The 19,694-nt window shown below is 59.2% G+C and carries 25 protein-coding genes and 4 pseudogenes; 16 read left to right on the top strand and 13 right to left on the bottom strand.

Annotated elements, in window-relative coordinates; genetic code table 11:
- The first annotated feature begins 38 nt into the window (after positions 1–38).
- Positions 39–206: a hypothetical protein gene (locus NLY43_RS03310; RefSeq protein WP_156935602.1), complete on the top strand. Its 168-nt coding sequence runs from the start codon at positions 39–41 to the stop codon at positions 204–206.
- Between the two features lie 253 nt (positions 207–459).
- Here NLY43_RS03310 and NLY43_RS03305 read toward each other — a convergent pair whose 3' ends face one another.
- The 8 genes from NLY43_RS03305 to NLY43_RS03270 form a co-directional block, all read right to left on the bottom strand.
- Complete coding sequence (locus NLY43_RS03305) at positions 460–633, bottom strand: DUF3606 domain-containing protein (RefSeq protein ID WP_084568354.1); 174 nt, start codon at positions 631–633, stop codon at positions 460–462.
- 318 nt (positions 634–951) lie between these two features.
- Positions 952–1,158, bottom strand: a complete 207-nt coding sequence (locus NLY43_RS03300; protein ID WP_023673164.1) for a hypothetical protein — start codon at positions 1,156–1,158, stop codon at positions 952–954.
- Positions 1,159–1,361: 203 nt separating this feature from the next.
- On the bottom strand, positions 1,362–1,802 hold the full coding sequence (locus tag NLY43_RS03295; protein ID WP_031202261.1) for a hypothetical protein: 441 nt from the start codon (positions 1,800–1,802) through the stop codon (positions 1,362–1,364).
- Between the two features lie 39 nt (positions 1,803–1,841).
- Positions 1,842–2,198: a hypothetical protein gene (locus NLY43_RS03290; protein WP_023685250.1), complete on the bottom strand. Its 357-nt coding sequence runs from the start codon at positions 2,196–2,198 to the stop codon at positions 1,842–1,844.
- Between the two features lie 195 nt (positions 2,199–2,393).
- On the bottom strand, positions 2,394–2,906 hold the full coding sequence (locus NLY43_RS03285; RefSeq protein WP_023713735.1) for a DUF4142 domain-containing protein: 513 nt from the start codon (positions 2,904–2,906) through the stop codon (positions 2,394–2,396).
- A gap of 479 nt (positions 2,907–3,385) precedes the next feature.
- A complete protein-coding gene (locus NLY43_RS03280) occupies positions 3,386–3,613 on the bottom strand; it encodes a KTSC domain-containing protein (RefSeq protein ID WP_023713736.1) in 228 nt (75 codons plus the stop codon).
- 37 nt (positions 3,614–3,650) lie between these two features.
- A complete protein-coding gene (locus tag NLY43_RS03275; RefSeq protein WP_023713737.1) occupies positions 3,651–3,845 on the bottom strand; it encodes a hypothetical protein in 195 nt (64 codons plus the stop codon).
- A 193-nt stretch (positions 3,846–4,038) separates the two neighbouring features.
- Positions 4,039–4,224 (bottom strand): DUF3606 domain-containing protein, encoded by a 186-nt coding sequence (locus NLY43_RS03270; RefSeq protein WP_023700484.1) that lies wholly within the window; start codon positions 4,222–4,224, stop codon positions 4,039–4,041.
- A 126-nt stretch (positions 4,225–4,350) separates the two neighbouring features.
- Here NLY43_RS03270 and NLY43_RS03265 point away from each other — a divergent pair, with 126 nt between their 5' ends.
- The 4 genes from NLY43_RS03265 (at position 4,351) to NLY43_RS03250 (ending at position 6,790) form a co-directional block, all read left to right on the top strand.
- The gene (locus NLY43_RS03265) at positions 4,351–5,229 is read left to right on the top strand and encodes an ATP-dependent DNA ligase (protein ID WP_023713739.1); all 879 of its coding nucleotides are present in this window, start codon (positions 4,351–4,353) and stop codon (positions 5,227–5,229) included.
- Between the two features lie 71 nt (positions 5,230–5,300).
- On the top strand, positions 5,301–5,693 hold the full coding sequence (locus NLY43_RS32685; RefSeq protein WP_502882149.1) for a hypothetical protein: 393 nt from the start codon (positions 5,301–5,303) through the stop codon (positions 5,691–5,693).
- The gene (locus tag NLY43_RS03255) at positions 5,690–5,920 is read left to right on the top strand and encodes a DUF768 domain-containing protein (protein WP_023673149.1); all 231 of its coding nucleotides are present in this window, start codon (positions 5,690–5,692) and stop codon (positions 5,918–5,920) included. The genes NLY43_RS32685 and NLY43_RS03255 overlap by 4 nt, the downstream gene beginning before the upstream one ends.
- Before the next feature lie 207 nt (positions 5,921–6,127).
- Complete coding sequence (locus tag NLY43_RS03250; RefSeq protein WP_023673148.1) at positions 6,128–6,790, top strand: outer membrane protein; 663 nt, start codon at positions 6,128–6,130, stop codon at positions 6,788–6,790.
- Positions 6,791–7,106: 316 nt separating this feature from the next.
- On the opposite strand, the gene NLY43_RS03245 is transcribed toward NLY43_RS03250, so the two are convergent.
- The 3 genes from NLY43_RS03245 to NLY43_RS03235 form a co-directional block, all read right to left on the bottom strand.
- Positions 7,107–7,328 carry a hypothetical protein gene (locus NLY43_RS03245; RefSeq protein WP_023731691.1) on the bottom strand — a complete coding sequence of 74 codons (222 nt, stop codon included), beginning with the start codon at positions 7,326–7,328 and terminating at the stop codon, positions 7,107–7,109.
- Between the two features lie 39 nt (positions 7,329–7,367).
- Complete coding sequence (locus NLY43_RS03240) at positions 7,368–7,559, bottom strand: hypothetical protein (protein WP_023713745.1); 192 nt, start codon at positions 7,557–7,559, stop codon at positions 7,368–7,370.
- A gap of 219 nt (positions 7,560–7,778) precedes the next feature.
- Positions 7,779–8,267, bottom strand: coding sequence for a Ros/MucR family transcriptional regulator (locus tag NLY43_RS03235; RefSeq protein WP_084568356.1), 489 nt, complete (start codon positions 8,265–8,267; stop codon positions 7,779–7,781).
- Positions 8,268–8,509: 242 nt separating this feature from the next.
- Here NLY43_RS03235 and NLY43_RS03230 point away from each other — a divergent pair, with 242 nt between their 5' ends.
- From NLY43_RS03230 to NLY43_RS03195, 8 genes and pseudogenes are all read left to right on the top strand, one after another.
- Complete coding sequence (locus NLY43_RS03230; RefSeq protein ID WP_023713746.1) at positions 8,510–9,259, top strand: Crp/Fnr family transcriptional regulator; 750 nt, start codon at positions 8,510–8,512, stop codon at positions 9,257–9,259.
- Between the two features lie 1,316 nt (positions 9,260–10,575).
- A complete protein-coding gene (gene ligD, locus NLY43_RS03225) occupies positions 10,576–10,824 on the top strand; it encodes a non-homologous end-joining DNA ligase LigD (protein WP_023713747.1) in 249 nt (82 codons plus the stop codon).
- Between the two features lie 14 nt (positions 10,825–10,838).
- Positions 10,839–11,392: pseudogene (gene ligD / locus NLY43_RS03220) on the top strand (non-homologous end-joining DNA ligase LigD).
- 17 nt (positions 11,393–11,409) lie between these two features.
- The gene (locus tag NLY43_RS03215; protein ID WP_286459702.1) at positions 11,410–11,778 is read left to right on the top strand and encodes a pilus assembly protein; all 369 of its coding nucleotides are present in this window, start codon (positions 11,410–11,412) and stop codon (positions 11,776–11,778) included.
- Positions 11,768–12,178, top strand: coding sequence for a TadE/TadG family type IV pilus assembly protein (locus tag NLY43_RS03210; protein ID WP_023708223.1), 411 nt, complete (start codon positions 11,768–11,770; stop codon positions 12,176–12,178). Before NLY43_RS03215 ends, NLY43_RS03210 begins: the two co-directional genes overlap by 11 nt.
- Positions 12,179–13,503: 1,325 nt before the next feature.
- Positions 13,504–14,495 (top strand): annotated as a pseudogene (locus tag NLY43_RS03205) (IS481 family transposase).
- Positions 14,496–14,652: 157 nt separating this feature from the next.
- On the top strand, positions 14,653–14,895 hold the full coding sequence (locus NLY43_RS03200) for a hypothetical protein (protein ID WP_286459699.1): 243 nt from the start codon (positions 14,653–14,655) through the stop codon (positions 14,893–14,895).
- Positions 14,896–15,595: 700 nt separating this feature from the next.
- Positions 15,596–15,970 (top strand): VanZ family protein, encoded by a 375-nt coding sequence (locus tag NLY43_RS03195; protein ID WP_023730767.1) that lies wholly within the window; start codon positions 15,596–15,598, stop codon positions 15,968–15,970.
- Positions 15,971–16,127: 157 nt separating this feature from the next.
- Here NLY43_RS03195 and NLY43_RS03190 read toward each other — a convergent pair.
- Both NLY43_RS03190 and NLY43_RS03185 read right to left on the bottom strand, forming a co-directional pair.
- Positions 16,128–16,511: pseudogene (locus NLY43_RS03190) on the bottom strand (integrase core domain-containing protein); the annotation flags it as partial.
- Positions 16,495–16,932, bottom strand: a pseudogene (locus tag NLY43_RS03185) (adenylate/guanylate cyclase domain-containing protein); the annotation flags it as partial. The pseudogenes NLY43_RS03190 and NLY43_RS03185, both read right to left, overlap by 17 nt.
- A gap of 675 nt (positions 16,933–17,607) precedes the next feature.
- Here NLY43_RS03185 and NLY43_RS03180 point away from each other — a divergent pair.
- Genes NLY43_RS03180 through NLY43_RS03170 form a run of 3 tightly spaced genes read left to right on the top strand, consistent with a single transcriptional unit; the run spans position 17,608 to position 19,444 of the window.
- The gene (locus tag NLY43_RS03180; protein ID WP_023713683.1) at positions 17,608–18,216 is read left to right on the top strand and encodes a hypothetical protein; all 609 of its coding nucleotides are present in this window, start codon (positions 17,608–17,610) and stop codon (positions 18,214–18,216) included.
- Complete coding sequence (locus NLY43_RS03175; protein ID WP_023693628.1) at positions 18,213–18,605, top strand: phage holin family protein; 393 nt, start codon at positions 18,213–18,215, stop codon at positions 18,603–18,605. Before NLY43_RS03180 ends, NLY43_RS03175 begins: the two co-directional genes overlap by 4 nt.
- Before the next feature lie 56 nt (positions 18,606–18,661).
- On the top strand, positions 18,662–19,444 hold the full coding sequence (locus NLY43_RS03170) for a hypothetical protein (protein WP_245269837.1): 783 nt from the start codon (positions 18,662–18,664) through the stop codon (positions 19,442–19,444).
- The last annotated feature ends 250 nt before the right edge of the window (positions 19,445–19,694 follow it).

Raw genomic sequence — 19,694 nt, 5'->3', positions numbered from 1 at the left:
CTGAACAAGATCAGTGTGAGGGAAGGAGATGGAATTTATTGGTGCGCAGCGAGCGCGGCAAAGCTGCGCAGGTGATCGTGGCTGGAAAGCGTCGCTACAAAGGCGGTGCGTTGTCAGTTTGGAAGCCGACACGCGTCCGGCAGACGACGGTGATCTCGCTGGCTGACTGCGGCGCGGGATTATTATTGAACGACGGCAGGAAGTAGGCTCGGTGCCACGCCGTGCGTCCAGGACTCGGGTTGGAGTGGATTATGGTTCGGGGTGACGATAGCCGATCTGCGCAGCCTCGAACCTCCAGCGCTTGCCGCATGTTGGGCAGGGGTACAATTGTCACTTTCACGCTCGACCTGCTCCGCGTGTGCGTCAGGATGATGCTACACTCAAATTCTCACCACGGCTCAAGGTTCTCCTCGGCAGCGAGGCTTCATGCCGTAAGCGAGCCGCCCCGGGAAACTGATTTCAATTCCTTCGCAGCCGCAACGAGGCGCGGTCATTCCCGACGGCTTCGATGAGCTCCATCACCTGCTCAGGCGTGATGCCGTTCTGCTGGGCAAAATGGAAGAGTTCGTTGCGTTCGTTGGACGAGACCCGGTTCCTGTCGCGAAAATCACGCTCGGTTTTGTTGTCCGTCATCATCTTCTCCTTTCAACCTCAATTCGCCGGCCCGAACCGCCCGCTGGAGCAAACCCGAGGCCGCCGAACGCGGAGGCCGATCGAGCCTCGCTAGGGCTGCTGCGAGTAGACGAAAGCTCCAACTGGCGAAAGCTGGGGGGAGCTTGTCCAATGCCGGGGTGGGCTCGGTGCACGCCGTGGCATCGCTTCGGCGACTTTAACCACCCGCCCAGAACACGGATGGGAGCAGCCTCGGAAAGATCCGCCCACCAGGCAATGAAGCTACGCGAACACCGAGTTCCTCGTCCTGTAGCATCAGCAGACGCTCTCGTGGATGTCTTACCCGGCATTCTCGCCGGAATGATCGAAGTGGATGGCGAGGCCAAAGGCGAGCGCTCGCTCGGCGATCATATTGACAAGATGGCTTTCGCCGATCGACAGCGCCGGAACGGCCTCTTTCAACGCCTCGAGAGCATGCCGTATCGACAAAAGACCCCGCCGCTTGCGGCTGCTCACATATTGATCGATCAGGGATTCCAGTGGCATCTGCCTGCCTCCGCTTCGGACAGGATCTCGTAGCGTGGCTGCGGAGCAACAGCATTCACATTGGTTAAGAGATGGCGGCGAACGCCATCATGCATGCCGCCAAAAACAGACGGCGGTGGGGCTGGCTGATTTACCCCGGGTTGGAGCGCTACCCTGGGGTAAGCATGGCACGACCGTCGCGCCGGGTTCGGACATTTTCGGTGCTACTGCTCCGGTACCGCGGAGGTTTGTGGATGGTTGCGTGCCGCCTCGGCGATTTCCGGAATGAATTTCGTCGCGGTGCAGCTTCGGTTTACATTGGCGCGGGCGGTAAATACCTCTTGCCCGCAGACTTGCGAAGCGAGCGCGATCGGCACGTGCACCGCCAGTGGCAACTCGGTCTCAGCCACTCCCAGATGTCTTGCAACCTGTTGCTTCACCTCCGGCCGGCCGAGCGAGACGTCAACGCCGACATCATCCTTGGCGGTCGGCGACGATCCTTGCGCCGGCAGTCGACCCTGCTTGGCTGTTTGCGACGAGTCGCCGGATTGCTGCGCGGGCTGACTTGTCTGCGCAGATGCCTCGACGCCAAAAGTCAGCGAGGCCGCCAGTCCCAAAAAAGCCCGGAGCCCCAAAGACGCAACCCGAAGTCCGAATGTGCTCATTGTCATGTTCCTCACCGTGCGGGGTTCAACCTGGCGCGCTCAGAGTTCGGTGTTGCTTCGGCCTCTTTCGAAGACAGGGATGTCTTCCTCCTCCTCATCATTGTCACCGGTTGGTATGTCCTCGGCGTAGCTGCGGGTCAGTTCCTCGGTTTCGCTTAAGCCGTCGATCGTCTCATTGGCGCCTGCCCCTTCATCATGACGACCGGTAATTTCGCTGCGGGGCCTTGCGCCGATCGGCTGGTCGACATCGTCGGCTCCCCCGAAACCTGGCTCCGCGCCGTGCCTGTCTTCGTGGCCCACGGGGCTGTCCAACACGGCGGCATCCTCCGGGCGAATGGGTTCATCATTGGCGAAGTCACTTCGTCTCGAATGCGAGGTCTCGTTTTGCTTTGGCATGTCAGGTCTCCTGTTCGTTTGGCAAATTCGACGACGCTGGTGCTTGCACGCCGGACTACCTGAGCGACGCACCCTTTAGAGTTCCTGCATCGACGACCGCTTGAAGGTTGCAGCGTCCCTGGGGGCGGAGGCAGTGCCAGAGGGTTGGCACAGACTCCACAGGCCGCGAAGAACCAACGTCGTGGCCAGATCCACTCAGCCCTGAGAACCGCTCTTGCTCAGTTGCTGGGCATGTTTGAAATGCTGCCGGATGACCGGCGCGGTCTTTTTCGCATGGGCCGCCAGATGTTTTTCCTGACCGTTTTCCGCATAGGAGGTCATCAGCGTCAGGGCTTCCTGGTGCGCTGCAACCTGGGCGTCGACGTAGGCGTTATCGAACGCCCCGCTGCTGTCGTTGCTCAATGCTTCCAATTGGGCAGCATGCTTGCTTGTCATCTCCGGTGCCACTGCGACGTCGTCCTTCTTTGCCGCCGCAATGAGCCGCTTGGAAGAATTCGTGTGGTCCTTGATCATCATGCGAGCGAATTCCTTCACTCGTGATGTCTTCGATTTCCGCAGCGCCAACTCACTCGACTGGATCTCGAACATGTCTGAACTCGCAGCTGCTTTGACAAATTCCTGCGGGGACGTCGTCGCGGTCTGAGCCATTGCCCCCGGGCTGATGAGACCGATGGCGATCGCAGCCAAAAGCACTTTGACGAAATGCATGTTGTGCTCCTGCAATATTGCTTAACTGGCCCAACACGGCCGAGCTGCCGTTGTTCCCCTTTTTGTGACAATAAATACCGGGCGGCAGGCGTAGACCCCGAATGGCTCCTGCTCAGCGCTTTGATCATAGATCCGGCCGTATTGCAGGACCGGTGACTGCGCGGAGCTCAGCGCGGTTCTCCGATAAGGCACTATGATCGAAGAGCAGCCGACCGACTTCGTAAGCCCAGTGGATGCGCAGGAGTGCGCTGTTTGCCGACCCGTCGCCGTGGGTCACGCGTCGTGGCAGACCTGTCCGACAGGTCCATGAAAACTTCTGCAAGCTGCGATGATGATGGGCAAATAGGCCCAGCACCTAGCTTAGTATAATACGCGCCCGCTGGCCCGGCCGGCCGGCTTTTCGTTTGCCCTCGGAACCTGGTCAATTCGCACAGTTGCTCCCCTGCGATGGCGCGGGCCGCCTCGAATCGGAAATTCTGTCAATCGCCCGACGCGGCTGCTGCCCTCCCTGCCACGAGCCGGAATGCATAACGATTGCGGATGTGGCTGTTAAAATAGACGCCCTTGGCAAAGGCAGCTTTGAACGCGGCAACGGCCTCAGCAGGTACGTCCAAAAACTCGTAATGCTTCCCGCTCGCTACAAACCAAACCGAGAGAACCCTGGTGTTCGGGTCATAGTCGAACTTGCGTATCGAAGTCGACGGCATGGTATGCCATCCAAACTCAGCCGGGTTGGATCGCCAGCTACAGGCTGAAACTGTATTCGAAGACGTGCCCGCGCTTCTCGTCGGCAACCCTGATCCAAATGGGTTCGCTGGTGCGCAGGGTGACGTCGCGCTCCGTCGCTTCCCGCGCCGCCCTGATCGGCGTTGTCGCGTGCACGATGTGGGTAGCCGTCACGGTATCGCCATCCATTTCCTCAACGTGGTATTTCGGCACTTGTGTTCCTAAGCGTCTAGTTCGAGAGGCTGATCGTGATCCGGATCGGCATGATAAGCGACCTGGCGAAAGTCGCGCATATCGATCTGTTGGCCGCAAACAGGGCAAGGCATGAAATGATCGAGCTCGCTCGCGGGCGGGCCTTCATGTCGGTGCCCAATTATTGGTCTGCCGAGATCCGATAGCCTGGTCATTATTTCCGCAGAGCCTTCGCTTCTCGCTCCAGCGTTTCGCGTTGGTTGCCGTGCTTCGCGATCAATTCCTTGACCTGCTGCGGGGTGATCCCGGCCTTGGCTGCGAAATACTCGACTTCATAATCCTCATCGGCCGAGACACGGTCCCGATCGCGAAAATCCCGCTTGCTCTTGTCGTCGGCCATATCGATTCCTCCTTCGCTCATCCCGCAACGCTGAGTTGACGTGTTTGTTGCACCCAAGAGGCTGATTTCCGGTTTCGGAACTATTTTAGCTTAATCTTATTGAATCGCCGGAGGGCGGATCAGTGCATGCGTTTGAAGTTCATCGAGCCGTTGATGCCGACCCTTGTGGAGAAGCCTCCCGAGGGTGAAGGCTGGACTCACGAGGTCAAGTTCGACGGCTACCGATCGCAGATGATCATCGATGAAGACGGCACACGCATTTATACGCGCAACGGCCACGACTGGACCGCGAAATATCGCGACCTGGTGGGGGAGGCAAAGAGTCTTGGTGCCGAAAGCGCGATTGTCGACGGTGAGATCATCGTCTTGAACGAAGCTGGCCTTTCGGACTTCGGCGATCTGCGCAAAGCGATCACCCGCCGACAGCAAGACCTCTATTTCGTCGTCTTCGATCTATTGCACCTCAATGGGCACGATCTGCGCGACATGGCGCTTGAGGAGCGGCGCGAGATCCTGGCCAGCATGATCAAGCCCGGGCGGCGTATTCAGTTCAGCGAGCCTCTGCCCGGCGAAGCCAAGGCGATCCTCCACTTGCTCGACCAAGCCGGACTTGAAGGCATGGTGTCGAAGCGGAAGGACAGCAAATACCGCAGCGGTCCGTCGGCCAACTGGCTGAAGGCCAAGTGCTATGCGATCGACGAGTTCGATCTGCTCGGCGTCGAGCGTGAAGCGGGCAAGCCGGCTTTCGCTCTCATGGCCGAGCGGGGCACAGGGCGCTATGTCGGCAGCGCGTTCGTCACCTTGAACCGGGAAATGCGCGAGAGGCTATGGAAACGCGTCCAAGAGCACCCAGGCACGGCGCCCAAGGGCGTCATGAAGCGGCCTGCGACGCAATGGGTCAAGCCGGGGCTGATCGGCCGCGTAAAGCACCTGCGCGGCGAGGATGACCTGCGCCACGCCTCACCGCAGGACTTCCGAGAGGATGACACAGATGGCCGTGGCTAGGAAAGATCAGGAGCGCGCCACCTACGCCTGGATGTACGCCCAAGCGAGCAAGGATGGCAAGGAGACGTGCGGTGCCAGCCTACTGGGGAGAGCATGCCGACGCGTGGCTGCAGGGCTTTGACGGTGAGCCGGTGGCCGCCTTCGGCAAGACCAAGACTGTCAACGACGAAATGGAAGCCGAGGTCGACAAGCTGCCGTCGAGCGCCTGCTGGAACCTAAGCGCTGGATCGAGCTTAGGCTTCATGAGCACACGCGGCGTCAACTTTCTCGATCGCTGGATCGGCAACAATTTCCCCGAAACGGCTAAGACCGACGCCGTTTCGGTAAGTGAGTACATACACAAATTGTATGCCGACGCTAAAGCCTTGACGATCGAGCGCGAAGAGATCGACGAAGAGGTTGATAGCCTATATCGGACGCTGGTCGATGCCGTCGTGCACTTTGCCCCAGGTGTTCCCGAATGAGCAAGCCGGCCGTCCTATTTTTGAACCAATGGATAAAAAAACACGATCTATCCGACGCCGGTGCGCCGAAAGAGCGAGCGGAGATCGAGCAGCTCGCAAAGCGCTTAATCGCCGACGCGGAGGCTGAGGGGATTGCGGAAAGCGAGCTGACCGAGGCGTTCGACGACAAGGAGGTCGACAGCCTTTATCGTACCCTCCTCGATGTTAATTCTGGGATACCGGAATGAGTGTTCCCGGCCTGAAGGTTCTGGACAGTTGGGTGGCCGAGCAGTTTCCCACTGTGGCGAGGGGCGATCCGATCGCCACCAGCGAGTTGGCATAAGGTTCACATGTAAGTGCGGGCGGCCGATTTGAATTCGGCCAACTGTGGCAGAAAAACAACTGCATCAATCGGCGCGCTCTGCTACCAAAAAGGTAGTTACAGGAGATCACCTATGAAGAAGCTGCTTCTTGGTCTGTCGTTGTCTCTGCTGGCTTCGTCGGCGTATGCTGCCGATGCCATCGTTGCAGAAGCCGCGCCGGTCTTTAGCTGGACGGGTGGGTATGTCGGCCTACAGGCAGGCTATGCTTGGGGGAATGGCAACATAGACGAAATCGGTGGGCCGGGCTTTGTCGACACAGATCCCGACGGGTTCCTTGGTGGTGTCTACGCCGGTTACAACTATCAGATGTCCAATAACATTGTGATTGGCGCGGAGCTGGACGTCGTATATGCGAATGTTGATGGCAGCGGCCAAGTCTTCAGCGCTCCTGGTATCCCGATCCCGGGCGGCATCGCCACCGAAGAACTCAACTGGAGTGCGGCGGCAAGACTGCGCCTAGGATATGCCGTTGATCGCTTTCTTCCTTATATTGCGGGTGGCGTTGCGTTTGGCGATGTCGACATAAGTAATAATGGAGGCGGACCTTCGTTCGGAGATACATTCACAGGATGGACGATAGGCGTGGGCTTGGATTATGCCATGACCGACAATCTGCTGCTGCGAGGCGAGTATCGCTATACCGACTTCGGTACAGAATCCTTTGGTGGTCTGGTCAATGCCGACGTTGATCTGAAGACCAACGAGGTTCGCTTCGGCATCGCCTACAAGTTCTAATCCCCTGATGTCATAATAGCCTGTCGCTCACCGCGACGGGCTTTTTTGTGCAAGAACCGTTTGCGGCGATCCCCTCAACGGAGTTCGCTACCATGGTCAAGACGAAAACCCCTCACAACACGTTTCGCAGGAACAGCTCGCCCGCTTCAAGATCGAGGCGGAACGGCTGCACAAGGCAATCGTTGGCCCGATTGTCGCCGATCTGCGACAATCACCAGGCCGTGCAGGATCCGCATGAAGTGCTGCTCAAGGCCGTGAAACAATCACCGACAGGGATGCGCTATCCGATGGCCTCTTACAGGTCCGGCGTCGCTGCCTAGTGCTGGATAGGTGGAGTCCCGAGACCGGGGAAGGGCAGCACGTTGCCGCCCGTCCCCCGCCGGCGGCGCAGTTCAACCTCTCGATAGACGAGGATGCCCATCACCATTTCCGCGCTGGCGATTTCCGATCTCGATGGCAACGACTTGAGCAATTGGTGCAGTTGTCGCGTTTCCATGGTCGCAATGTGGCCGGCGATGGCTTCGATGCTATCGCCCAAATTCGCCAGTAACCCTGCGGACCTCTGCATAGGCTTGCTCTACAGCCGCGAAAACGTGTTGAGATGCAGACGCGACCTTTGGCCTTCTGCAAAGGCCAAGGCATAGGATTCGAGCTTGAATGATCGGGTGAGTTCCTGGTCTTCCTCGATCACGCGGACAAACCACTCGCCACAGGGTTCGCCAACTTCGACACAAAGGCGTGCTTTGCGAATTGGAATTATGTCAGCCATGGCGTTGCCTCCCAGCAATCAGGCCAAGCGGAGATTAACGTCGTAAGCGGCCTACAACAAGAAAAGGTTGGGCAGCAATACGAAGCTGAGGTGTGGGCCACAAATGGCCGGCGCCATGGGTTGGGGAACCTGGGTGGGCACCGGCCAAGAGCGGACAGGTCCGCCGCGATGCATACATCGCCGATTGGTGCCGCGGTGGTAATGGTGTGATCGCGGAAGCTACGCTTTAGCCTTAGCCGTCGGCCTTGCCTTGCCCGTTGCAGTTGCCGTGGGCTGCGGTGCCTTCCTACCCAGACCGATCGACTTCGCCATGGCAGACCGTGAGGCCGCATAGTTGGGAGCGACCATCGGATAAGTGGATGGCAAGTTCCACTTCGTTCGATACGCGTCAGGAGTGAGACCGAAATCCACGCGCAGATGTCGCCGAAGGGTTTTGAACCGCTTACCATCTTCAAGACAGATGATGTAATCGGGAAATACTGACTTCTTTGGATTTACCGCAGGCACTGGTTCTTCGGTCGCGGCAGCCACGCGATGGCCAATCCCAGACAGCGACGCGTGCACTGAGGCTATCAGGTCCGCCAAACCCGCGACCGGCACGGGATTGTTGCTGACGTACGCCGATACCACATCCGCCGTGAGTTCTACCAGTTCAGGGGCGTGGTCGGGGCGTCGGTCATGGTGTGAGTCCTCGAATTTGAGAACGATCTATTATAGCTGCTGCCGCAGCTGCGCAACTCGAGGCCCGATGATGGGCCGCTTCCCTCGTAAGCACCAATCCTGTTGAGCCTGTGTTTGCCGATGGAGGAAAGGACCATCAGAAGCAGTGCCAGACTTATCACAGGTTAAGTCGGTCCGGTGTTTATGATATAAGGTCGGGCATCATTCGCGTTCTGCTGGCCGCGGGTGACTGAGAGACCATAGCGCTCCCGCCCAAACGGAGAGCCGACATGCTTTATCAAAGCCCATTAACCGCCAAGTTCCATCGTGCCTTCACCCTCACGTCAGGTGAGCGTCAAGCTCTCGACGCGGTAAGAATAAGGATCGTTGCGATTGGCGCAAACCAGAACTTGGTTCGGGAAGGCGACCAGCCGTCCCGGTGCATAATGGTCCTGGCTGGCTTAGCCAGCACCTCGAAGGTAACAGGAGACGGGAAGCGTCAGGTCACTGCTTATCATGTGCCTGGCGACATGCCCGATCTGTTGAGCCTGCACCTCGATCTGTTGGATAGCGACGTTCGAACGGTGAGCGCTTGCAGTGTTGGCTTCATAGATCACTCGGCTATCCGGCTGCTCTGCGAACGCCACCCCAGGCTGGCGGCAAATCTTTGGCGAACGACACTGGTTGATGCATCGATTTTCCGCGAATGGGTGGTCAATGTCGGGAAGCGCCAAGCGCTTGGCCGAGTGGCCCACCTTCTCTGTGAAATTATGCTACGTATGGAAGATGCCGGACTTGCGTCCGATCAAACCTGCGCTTTTGGTGTGACTCAAGCTGACCTTGGCGAGGCGACAGGGCTGTCGGCAGTCCACATCAAGCGCACGCTCAAGTCTCTTCGGGAGAAGCACCTTACATCACTTGTGAATGGCCAATTGACCATCCATGATTGGGAAGGACTGGCCTTTCTTGCTGAGTTCCGGCACGATTACCTGCACTCAGCAAGGAACAATAAAACGGCCGAGTTCATGTCAATGCACTGATTGCTCCAGGGAAAAATCGCCAGAAATGCGGATTGGCTCCAAGGGTAGCCGGACCACTTGTTGGCCTTCGCTGACCATCAGCGGTGCGATCGCCCCCCCAACATGGTCAATGATTTGATGGCGCGTCGAAGCGTTAGCGCAAGGGGTTCACTTGCGCGCAGAGTGCATTCGGATGCTTACCGGCCCACATGGGCGTTGACTGTCCGTATGGCCGTCTGCGTAGCACCATCCATCCCCTCAACGTGATACTTCGGCACTACAGGGATTCCACCTCTCTTCATGGCTTTCGATTGGCCGCGCGATCGACCAATTTGTGGGCTCAGCCGCATCAATTCGAGCCCCGCTATTGGCTAGCGACTGTGGAAGAGGTTCCTGGGGCACGCCATGCCGGCGCCCAAGGGAATAAATCTCGGCGACGCAATGGGTCAAGCCCGGGGCTCATGCGTCGCTGCAGATTTCGGGAGGACGGCGGATATTCGCTTTTCTCCGACCGAAAGCGTGCCAAGGGACGTCGCCAGCTAAACAGCAACCGGCGTTGACGCTTGGGAGCGCCTGGCAGCGTTCACGGTGGCCTGTATGGGCGCTCGACATTTCGCGAGTGGCATGTGTTGCGAGCTTGTTGCAGATCATGTTCGCACGATGCAACGGCAAAACGCCTCATCGAGCGCTATGGAAAAGCCGCATTGTCAGTTCGGTCGAGCGAGCGCTTTTCTGCACGAGTTGTGACAGGGGAGGGCCTGTCAGGCTTGGAATTCACAAGCTGCAACGCAATTGAGGAAGAAGCCGAAAGGGTGCAAGACCAGATCGATTTCTTGCAGCCAAACTCGGCTCTGGTGTGGTTCAATCCTGTTTGCATCATCGCGGATCAGCGGTCGGACTGTCGAGAACTGAACTGCGCGATCTCAGCCGGTGGGCTTCGAACCAAAACATGCGGACCACCGCGGACGGGGACAGTCGGTCCCGCGTCCCGTCCTGCGGCCGGCGCTATGCTGACGCTCCTACGGCTGTCCTGTTCACCGCCCGCGGCGGGGGGCGAATTTCCTCCGTCCTGCGCGCGACAATTGTCCGCTGTTGCGGCCGCGCGCAGGACTGCGGCTTATGCGCCGTTCTTCCTTGAGCGCCGACGGTCGCCGGCGCGGTGCTTGGGCATGGAACCGAATCCCAGGCAGCGTATTGACATGTATCCGAGTTCCTCATGTCCGAGTAGACGGCACTCTCAACAAAAGGCGCAAACGGCCCAGAGACTCGGCCAATCTCGATCCGGCAAGGAGATCGCCGCTGCTGTCGGCGTCAAGCTGACGCATCCGGACAAGGTCATGTATCCAGGCACCAAGGTGACCAAATCCACACTCGCCGCCTACTACGCAGTGGTCGCCGAGAAGATGCTGCCGCACATTCAGGATCGGCCGCTGTCGCTGGTGCGCGATACTCACGGCGACCTGCAGCAGACCTTCGTTCAGAAGCACAGACTGCCAAGCGTGCCCAGGGCCATCCATGATGGCCAGTTGGAGAAGGTGTCCGGTAAGGAAAGCCGCATCTCGTGGTCGATGACTTGGCTGGGCTGATCGCGGGCGTCCAGATGAATGTGCTCGAATTCCACATCTGGGGAAGCCGTCGCCAGCAGCCGCATCTGCCGCACCGCATGATCTTCGACATCGACCCGACGAGGGCTTGGGCTTTGCTGCCGTCAAGCAGGCAGCCGTCGACATTCGAGGCATTCTGGAAGCGCTTGGACTGGAGTCGTGGCCGCTGCTGTCCGGAGGCAAGGGCATTCATGTGGTCGTGCCGCTCGTCCCGGAGGCAGACTGGGACGAGGTCAAGAGCTTCTGCCAAGACTTCGCCGAACTACTGGCCCGTACAGATCCGTCGCGCTTCGTCGCCAACATGAGCAAGGCGAAGCGCAAGGGCCGAATGTTTCTCGATTACCTGCGCAACGGCCAGGGCTCCACTGCAATCTGTCCCTGGTCCACTCGGGCACGCGCGGGGGCGGCGTGCGCGGTGCCCGCCAGTTGGAAGGAGTTGCCCTCCTGCGAAAGCGCCAACGGTTTCGATGTCTTCGCCGCCGCCGCGCGGGCTCAGTTGCCCGAAGCCTGGGGCGGACCTTGCGCATTGTCCGGGACAAATCCGGGATAGCCGCCGTGGAGTTTGCCATGTTGCTGCCCGTCCTGTGCTTGGTCTGCCTCGGCATCGCCGATGGCTGGTCCTACGTGACGAGTTACCTGCAGATGCGCGCGGGCGTCAAAACCGCGGCCAATCTCGTGATGGCCGGCGCGTCCAATGACACCGGGACGCAGGCGGTCGCGCTTTCGAGCTGGAACGACAAGCCCGAGGACGCCGCGGTCGTGCTGGTCCGCTCCTATTTGTGCGGCGCCACGGTCGTGGATGAGACCACCATCTGCGGCGGAAAGAAAATCTTCGTCCAGATAACGGCGACGGGCACCTGGGTGCCCCCGTTTAACTTCGGTGTCTTCTCGGACCCGCGCGCGATCAGTCATCAGCAGGTGATCCGTGTCCGCTGAAAGGATCGGATCCAGGTGGCGCCGTGACTGCTCCGGCGCAGCCGGGCTGGAATTCGCCTTGATCGCGCCTTTCCTGGTGATGCTTTTGTTCGGAATCTTCGCCTTCGGCTGGGCCATGAATGCCGTGTCGACCGTCCGCTATACACTGGAAACCTCTTCCCGGGCGCTGCAGCTGAACAACACGCTTTCGCAGAGCGACATCCAGGCCATCGCCACGCAGAAATTGGTGAACCTGGGTCTGAAGAACGTCATTGTGACGATCGCGACCGACCCTGCCAGCGGCGGTTTCAAGATGGCGCATCTGACCGCCAGCTATGCCTTCGTCATCGCTTTCCCGTATTTCGACCAGTATCCGATAAATTACGCCACGACCGTCACGGTGCCCCTGGTTGCTAGCTAGGCGTACGACCGGCTTTCGTTGAGTTGGCGGCCCTGTATTCAGCTTCCCAAGGCAATGCGTCGAAGTCGGGCTTGTGCCCCGCTTCACGGTAGGCGGCCTGAGTGAGGAAACCTGCTTTGTCCCGCTCCACAACGCAAACAAATGGCGGAGTGCCTGGGCACCTATAAACGCCTACAGCTTTTTCCATGCAACAGGTGTGCTACGGGTGCTCGGAGATGTCGTCCTTCATTACGATGACAGAACAAGAGCGAGGACAGCAGCGGCCCGGCATCACTGAAAGGGTGCGGGTTGGTAAAATTCGTACAACTCTTTTCATTGCGGAGAGAGTTTCGGCGAGCTTATTAATGTGTCGTTTGCCATTGCCTTTTCTGGGAGGCTGCGATGGTTGCAACGCCCATAGATATCGCTCGAGCGGCCACTACGGCCACCTTGCTGATGCGCCAGAAGTCCATGGCGGAACCCGCCACATTTCGCCGGGACATGGATCAATCGCGCAGGGCCATCCGAGCCTCACGCGAGCTTCTGAAGCGCCTTGGTCAACGTCGTCACGACGTGGCGCTAGGCTGGGAAGATGGCGACCCGTCTACTGTTGCCGTCTCCGCGTTTCAAGCCGACGTTCTCCGCTCTGCATTCCGAGCCCTAGTAGGGGAAACGGGTACGCCTGAGTGTCAATGGCGCGATTTAGCCAAGGCCCTGGTGCGCGATTTCACTGGGTGCGAGCTGATCGAAACTGGCTTGGTGGATTGGACGTCAGCAAGTAGCCGCTGCCCGCCAGCGGCCCAGCAGCGGTCTGCGGGGACTTTGCAGCGGACGCGCTGGGCCTGACCGGTGGGGCGGTGTGGTATCCGCCGGCTGGCGAACATATGCGCCTCCTGCCAACGCCAGCGAAACATCCAAACGAACGAGGCGATCTAACCGCGATCTCGCCATCCAAGGCCAACACATAGGCCGATAGCAAAGGCCCATAATCGCTGAGAGAACGAAAATGGCCGACGCCATGGTTGGGGAACCCGGGTGGGTAGGCGCCGGCCACAAGCGGAACAAGCCCGCCGCGCCACACACATGGCTGATTTGTCATCACGTGGTTATGGTGTGAGCGCAGGGCTGCACCAGCGGAACTTAGTAAACGCCGCTTGGTAAGCGATCCTCGACGCGATCGTTCATCGCCAGGACGACTTGGGAAACTTGACGGTTGCAGCCTTCTGCCATGTCAAGCTCAAGTCATTAACAGCGGCCGCCCGGTCTGAGCAGGCATGCGCCCATCCTAGGTGTCTGATCCCAGGCTTTGATGGCGCATACTTTTCGTCCGAATCAAAGGATGCGCTATGGGCCAGGTTCTTCATGGGAGCGCCACGACGACAGAGGCGATCCGTCGAGCGATACAGCATAGTCAAGAGAGCCTGAGGGCGCTGGCGAAGCGCTACGGCATCAATCAGAAGACGGTTAGGAAATGGAGGAACCGGACGTCGGCCGCCGATCTTCCGACTGGCCCCAGAGATCCGAAGTCGACAGTGCTATCGACTGAGGAAGAGGCGGTCATCGTCGCCTTTCGGCGTTATACGCTGCTGCCACTGGACGATTGCCTCTATGCTCTCCAACCGACGATCCCGCATCTGTCGCGGTCATCCTTGCATCGCTGCCTGCAGCGTCACGGGATAGGCAGGTTGCCGGATGTCGAGGGCGACAAGCCGGCAAGGAAGAAGTTCAAGGCCTATCCAATCGGCTACTTCCATATCGACGTCGCCGAGGTCCGAACCGAGCAGGGCAAGCTGCATATGTTCGTGCCATAGATCGGACCTCGAAGTTCGCTTTCGTCGAGCTGCACGAGAAGGCAACGACAGCGGTCTCCGCCGATTTCCTGCGCCATCTTCTTGATGCTGTCCCTTACAAGATCCACACAGTACTTACCGACAACGGCATTCAGTTCACGACCCCAGGTGCCGGCGGCTCGGCCGTTCCGCTGATCAAGGAAGCCATGGCGGCGGGAGAAATCATATGGGCGCACGCCTTCGAACATACTTGCGCCAAGGCCGATATCGACCACCGAACGAGAAAGCCAAGGCACCCATGGACCAACGGCCAGGTCGAACGCATGAACCGCACGATCAAGGATGCGACCGTCAAACGCTTCTACTACGAGAGCCATGACCAACTGCGCCAGCATCTCGCCGATTTCGTCTTAGCCTATAATTTCGGCCGTCGACTGAAGACCCTCAAGGGCCTCACGCCCTTTGAATACATCTGCAAAATCTGGACAAAAGAGCCCGAACGATTCAGGCTCGATCCAACCCATCAAACCTTGGGACTAAACACCTAGCATATCGCGCTGCCGGTATCGCAAGGCGCCGGCAGCAAGGGGAGGCGACCAGAGCCGATGTGAAGGGACTAGGCAGCTAATATTCGCTTGCGCTAATTTAAAAGTGCCGTTACGTCATGCTCAGCCTTTTGCGGAGGCGCAACGGTGGGGAAGTATGATGAGAGTTGCTGCGTTTTGTGCGGCGATCGTGATCGCTGGGACTGGTGTCGCTGTTGCCAAGGAGAAGAAGGTGGTGGTGAGTGACGCCACGGACCTTTGCTCTACGAAGCACTCGGCCAAGAAGCAGGTGCTCGAGCTGGACTGCAGGCCGACCGGAACCGCCAAATTGACGGCCGGTGGAACGCCGGAAAAGCCGCGCCTCGGATACGACACCGATCCGTGGCTGGTTAAAGGCCTTTAGACACCAGGCGACGGCAACACAGCGCGGCTAAGGGGAATGTGCGCTGGCGGTGAAGCCTTCTTTGTTCTCTCATCGGTGGAACATTGTCGCCTGGAAACGCTTCGGACGGTGCACTGACCCATCAGTGCAACGTTCCCTTCCTTGTTTGCACTGGCCGGCTGCCGAAAGGTGGCCGGCTTTTTTGTATATAACCGCGACCTGATGTTTGGGATTGTTGATGGACAGCCGCGAGTGGCCGCTGCTGGCCTAGCGTCTAGGATTGGAATATGTAGAGGGAGATCACCAAGGCAGGAATGACCAGACTAAACAGCGGTTTCGTCTGTTAGCCGCGACGCCGGCGATAATTGAATTCAGAAGGGCGTCGGCCCGGCTGCACAGCCGGGCCAAGGCTGGAAGAGTTCCGCTCCCGCCCAGCACGATACGCATCGCACCTGGGCGCAAGCGGTACCAATGGCTCGCCTATTCCGCCGCGCCTTTTCGGCAGGAAACCCTCGGCCTCATCACAATGGAGGGCGACATTCGCAGCGCCTATGGAACCATCCAGAGTGACATAGGCTGTTTCATGGAACTTCCTGATGACATCAGGAGGCCTGTTAAGCATGCCAGTTGTTCGCGCTCGTAGCTCAGATGCAGGTTGGAGCTCTGCCTAGTGCACCAGTATCGGAAGCGAGAACTAGGAACCGGGAGTGCTGCGGATAGATTGCCGCAGTCGAGCTTTTATCAGAGCATGGCAAGGGCTGCTTTTCTCTCCACGTTGGCGGTCGTCCTGTTGCTCGCGCTATTGCCAGACCACTTGCTGCACGCCCTCGGATTGGCCTTTACGTCTCATCACGACAAGCTCAACCACGCCGCCGCGTTCGTCACCTTGTCGGCTTTGGGTAGCCTCGGCTGGCCCCAACAGGTGGTCCGGCTGGCGGTTCTACTTGCTTTAACGGGCGCAGCGATCGAAATCCTTCAATGCGTCACAGGGCGTGACATGAGTGTCTTCGACTGGTTTGCCGACTGCGCCGGAATGGCATACGGGCTGAGAACTATGAGCTGGGTGAACGAGATTCTGGGCGAACCAGTTATTTGATCGCCACAGGCTCCACTTTACCGCCGCCGTCTTGGCCCCACTTGCCAGCCTCACGCCCGGGGCCGCCTTCGATCACCCTCGCTATTTCAATTTCCGACGCAAAGGCCGATAGCAAGGCGAATGGGTTTCAGGCCGCTCACCATTTAGACTTAACGGCGAGATGCTGGCGCAGTTGGTCATGGCTCTCGTAGTAGAAGCGTTTGACGGTCGCATCCTTGATCGTGCGGTTCATGCGTTCGACCTGGCCGTTGGTCCATGGGTGCCTTGGCTTTCTCGTTCGGTGGTCGATATCGGCCTTGGCGCAAGTATGTTCGAAGGCGTGCGCCCATATGATTTCTCCCGCCGCCATGGCTTCCTTGATCAGCGGAACGGCCGAGCCGCCGGCACCTGGGGTCGTGAACTGAATGCCGTTGTCGGTAAGTACTGTGTGGATCTTGTAAGGGACAGCATCAAGAAGATGGCGCAGGAAATCGGCGGAGACCGCTGTCGTTGCCTTCTCGTGCAGCTCGACGAAAGCGAACTTCGAGGTCCGATCTATGGCACGAACATATGCAGCTTTTTCCGGAGATACATACACCCCCCGGCTCGGCCATAGCCTCGAGGCGCGCGGCGATGTTGACGCCATCGCCGTAGATGTCATTTTCCTCTACGATGACATCACCGAGATTGACGCCGATGCGAAACCGGATGTGGCGGGGGTCGGAGGTGCCCGGGTCTCGGACAGCCATCCGGCGCTGAATCGCGGCAGCGCATTGGACGGCATCAACGACGCTGGCGAATTCGACCAGCGCCCCGTCTCCCATGAGCTTGATAATCCGACCGTGGAATTCCTTGATCGCGGGGTCGACCAGTTCTCGACGGCAACCCTTCAGTCGTTCGAGCGTGCCGACCTCATCCTCGCCCATGAGCGTGCTGTAGCCGACCACGTCGGCAGCAAGGATCGCGGTAAGCCTTCGCTCCATGTGCGGTTGTCCTGCCTCCCTAGGTCAAAGCTTCGCTGAGCGTATTCGACTGGCGTTTCGAATGCGAGCATGCTTGGCCTACTGGACAGCGATAATGCAACCACGTCGTTTTGAAGACATTGCCCTCATGGCTTAGCCTTGTGCGAAACCGGATGTTGCCGCATGGCTGATGTGGGTCGAGATCGGCCTCTGTCGTTCTTAACTGGCCACAAGCGGACTTACTGGTCCCGGCCCCAAGGCTGCCGGTCAGCAATGCGCGTCAGATAGGTCTTTGAGCTGGCCCCAGCGGAATCCCAAAAGCAGAAATTCGAGCGTACAGGCGAACCCGCACGATCCCACCCCAGAAAAGGAGGCCAGCAGGTCATTAGCAAATTTCCAGCTACCGCCTTTTCCCACTCGTCCGATCGGCTGTTCTGAGCGGCATAGAGGGTGCGCCAATTTCGCTGCAGGAGGACGGCGGCTCGGTCCTCAATGGGATGAACGTCCGCCAAATCTTGTCGACCGGCCTGGCCGCCTTTCGGCTGAGATAAATGCTCTCACTTACGGAACATCGCAGGTTCGTCGAAGTTGGAAAGCTACGGAGGACGTGCACATGAACAGTGTCATCTATCTTATCGGCCTTATCGTCGTCGTGCTCGCGGTCCTCTCCTTCCTCGGTTTTCACTAGGTGGCCTCATGCAGCATGAGAAGGATCAGGGCGGACAGCCCACCGAATTCGACAAGGCGAAAAGCGACGTCTCCGAAAGACTTCGCCAGGAAAATGAGCGTGCCAGCGAGTTGCTTCACGACGCGCGGGACGAGGTGACCCGTAAGGCTGGCGACTATGCATCTGAAGCCACGCAGGTCATCTCCGACAAGGCGGAGGAGGCGCAGCGCGACATCGGATCGAGCTTGGCGGCGTTGGGTGGTGCACTGCGAGCGGCCAGCGATCACCTTGCCAGCAACGATGAAAGGAACGCATCGAAGTTCGCTTTGGATGCTGCCAGTGGCCTTGAGCGGCTTTCATCGTCCTTGAAACAGAAGCCCTTTAGCCAAGTCCTTGATGACGTGCAGTCCTTCGGCCGCCAAAATCCCGGTGTCCTGCTTGCGGGATCGGTGTTGGCCGGATTGGCTCTCGGGCGGTTCATCAAGGCTTCTCCGCCGGCAACGCCCGATTCTGAGGCCGCTCCGGGAGGCCTCAGATCACACACCGATCAGCCACAGGGTTGGTCCGCTGATCGTCCACAAGATTTTGGCGTGGTCGGCGATGATGGCGCCACGCAGATCGCGGAGCAGGACAGATGAATAACCAGGACAATCCCAGCCTTGCCGGGCTAGTCACCGATTTGGCCCAGAATGTCACCACTCTGGTGCAAACCGAGGCGAGGCTGTTTCGGGCCGAGCTCTCTGAAAAGCTTACCAAAGCCGGAGCAGGTGCCGCGGAAGTGCTGGGCGGCGCGATTTGCCTGCTCGCCGCGCTCTTGGTGTTGCTGCAGGCGCTCATTATCGCACTGACGCGGGCAGGGCTTGGCGCGGGGTGGTCTTCCCTGCTGGTCGGTGTGGTCGTGGCGGTCCTCGGCGTCATCCTGCTGCGGACCGGGACGGCCAGCATGGCGCCTTCGGAACTTACCCCCGACCGGACCCAGGGACAGCTCAAGCGCGACGCGAGCGCGATTAAGGAACAGGTGAGATGAACGAGAAATCCGCAGCCGAACTTGAACGCGAGGCCGAGGCGGCTCGCGCTCGGGTGATGGAGACCGCCGAATCCATTCGAGGCAAGATGACGCCTGGACAATTGCTGGATGAGTTCACCGGGCTGTTCTCGGGAGGGGAGAGCGCGGCCATGCTCAGCAATCTCAGAACGCAGGTCCGAGACAATCCTTTGCCGGTCACCATGGTGGGCGCAGGTCTGGCCTGGCTGATGTTCGGCAGCGGTACCTCAAACACCACCCAACGTTCGGATGACTACCGATTGCCTTCAGCGCCGGGACAACATGATGTAGCAGGGGAGCGCGGCGGCTTGGGCGGCACGCTCTCCGATGCCGCGGAATCGCTCTCCTCGAGCGCTGCCAGCGCCGGCGACACCATATCGAGCACCGCAAGAGCCGCTGCGGCGAGTCTGACGGGAAGCGCTGCCAATGCAAGCTCGACGGCTGGGGACATGGCGGCGAAAGCCAGCCGCTCCGCGCAAGATCTGTTGGAGGATCAACCCTTGGCCGTAGCGGCCGTCGGTCTCGCCATCGGCGCCGCTATAGGTGCAATGCTGCCCCATACCGCAACGGAGGACGAGCAACTAGGCGCCTTTGGCGACAAGCTTCGCGATTCCGCCGAAACTTTGCTCGACAGGGGCCTCGATGAGGCCAAGCAGGTCGCCGCCGAAGCCTATGAGACCATCAAGCAGGAAGCTGGCCGGCAAGATATGGAAGCAGACACGATAGCCGATCAGCTCGGCGACATCGCGAAGTCCACAGCAGACAAGACCGAGCATGCCGTGCGCGAACGAATTTCCGATACGTCTCAGCGCCAAACCTAGCTTGACGATCCTGGATCAGCGATGGTCGGTCCCTTCCAGAAAGCGTGATAATGGTCGCGCTGATCGCTGCGTTTCGAAGGCCCAGACCGCCTTCAGCCAATTGACGTGACGTGCCCGGCAATTCCCAGGATGCGCCGGAACTGCAGAGCGCTCAAATAGGACCCTCGCTAACGGAGAGCCGTCCAAACACGGCTCACAAGCTGTCGAGCAGCAGTGCGCCCAATTGTCGCCGTTTGGCGCGGCTGACCGT

It is taken from the genome of Mesorhizobium sp. C416B, assembly GCF_030323165.1.
Lineage (GTDB): Bacteria > Pseudomonadota > Alphaproteobacteria > Rhizobiales > Rhizobiaceae > Mesorhizobium.
The sequence above is the reverse complement of the archived record's forward strand: the minus strand, read 5'-3'. Positions and strand labels throughout refer to the sequence as shown.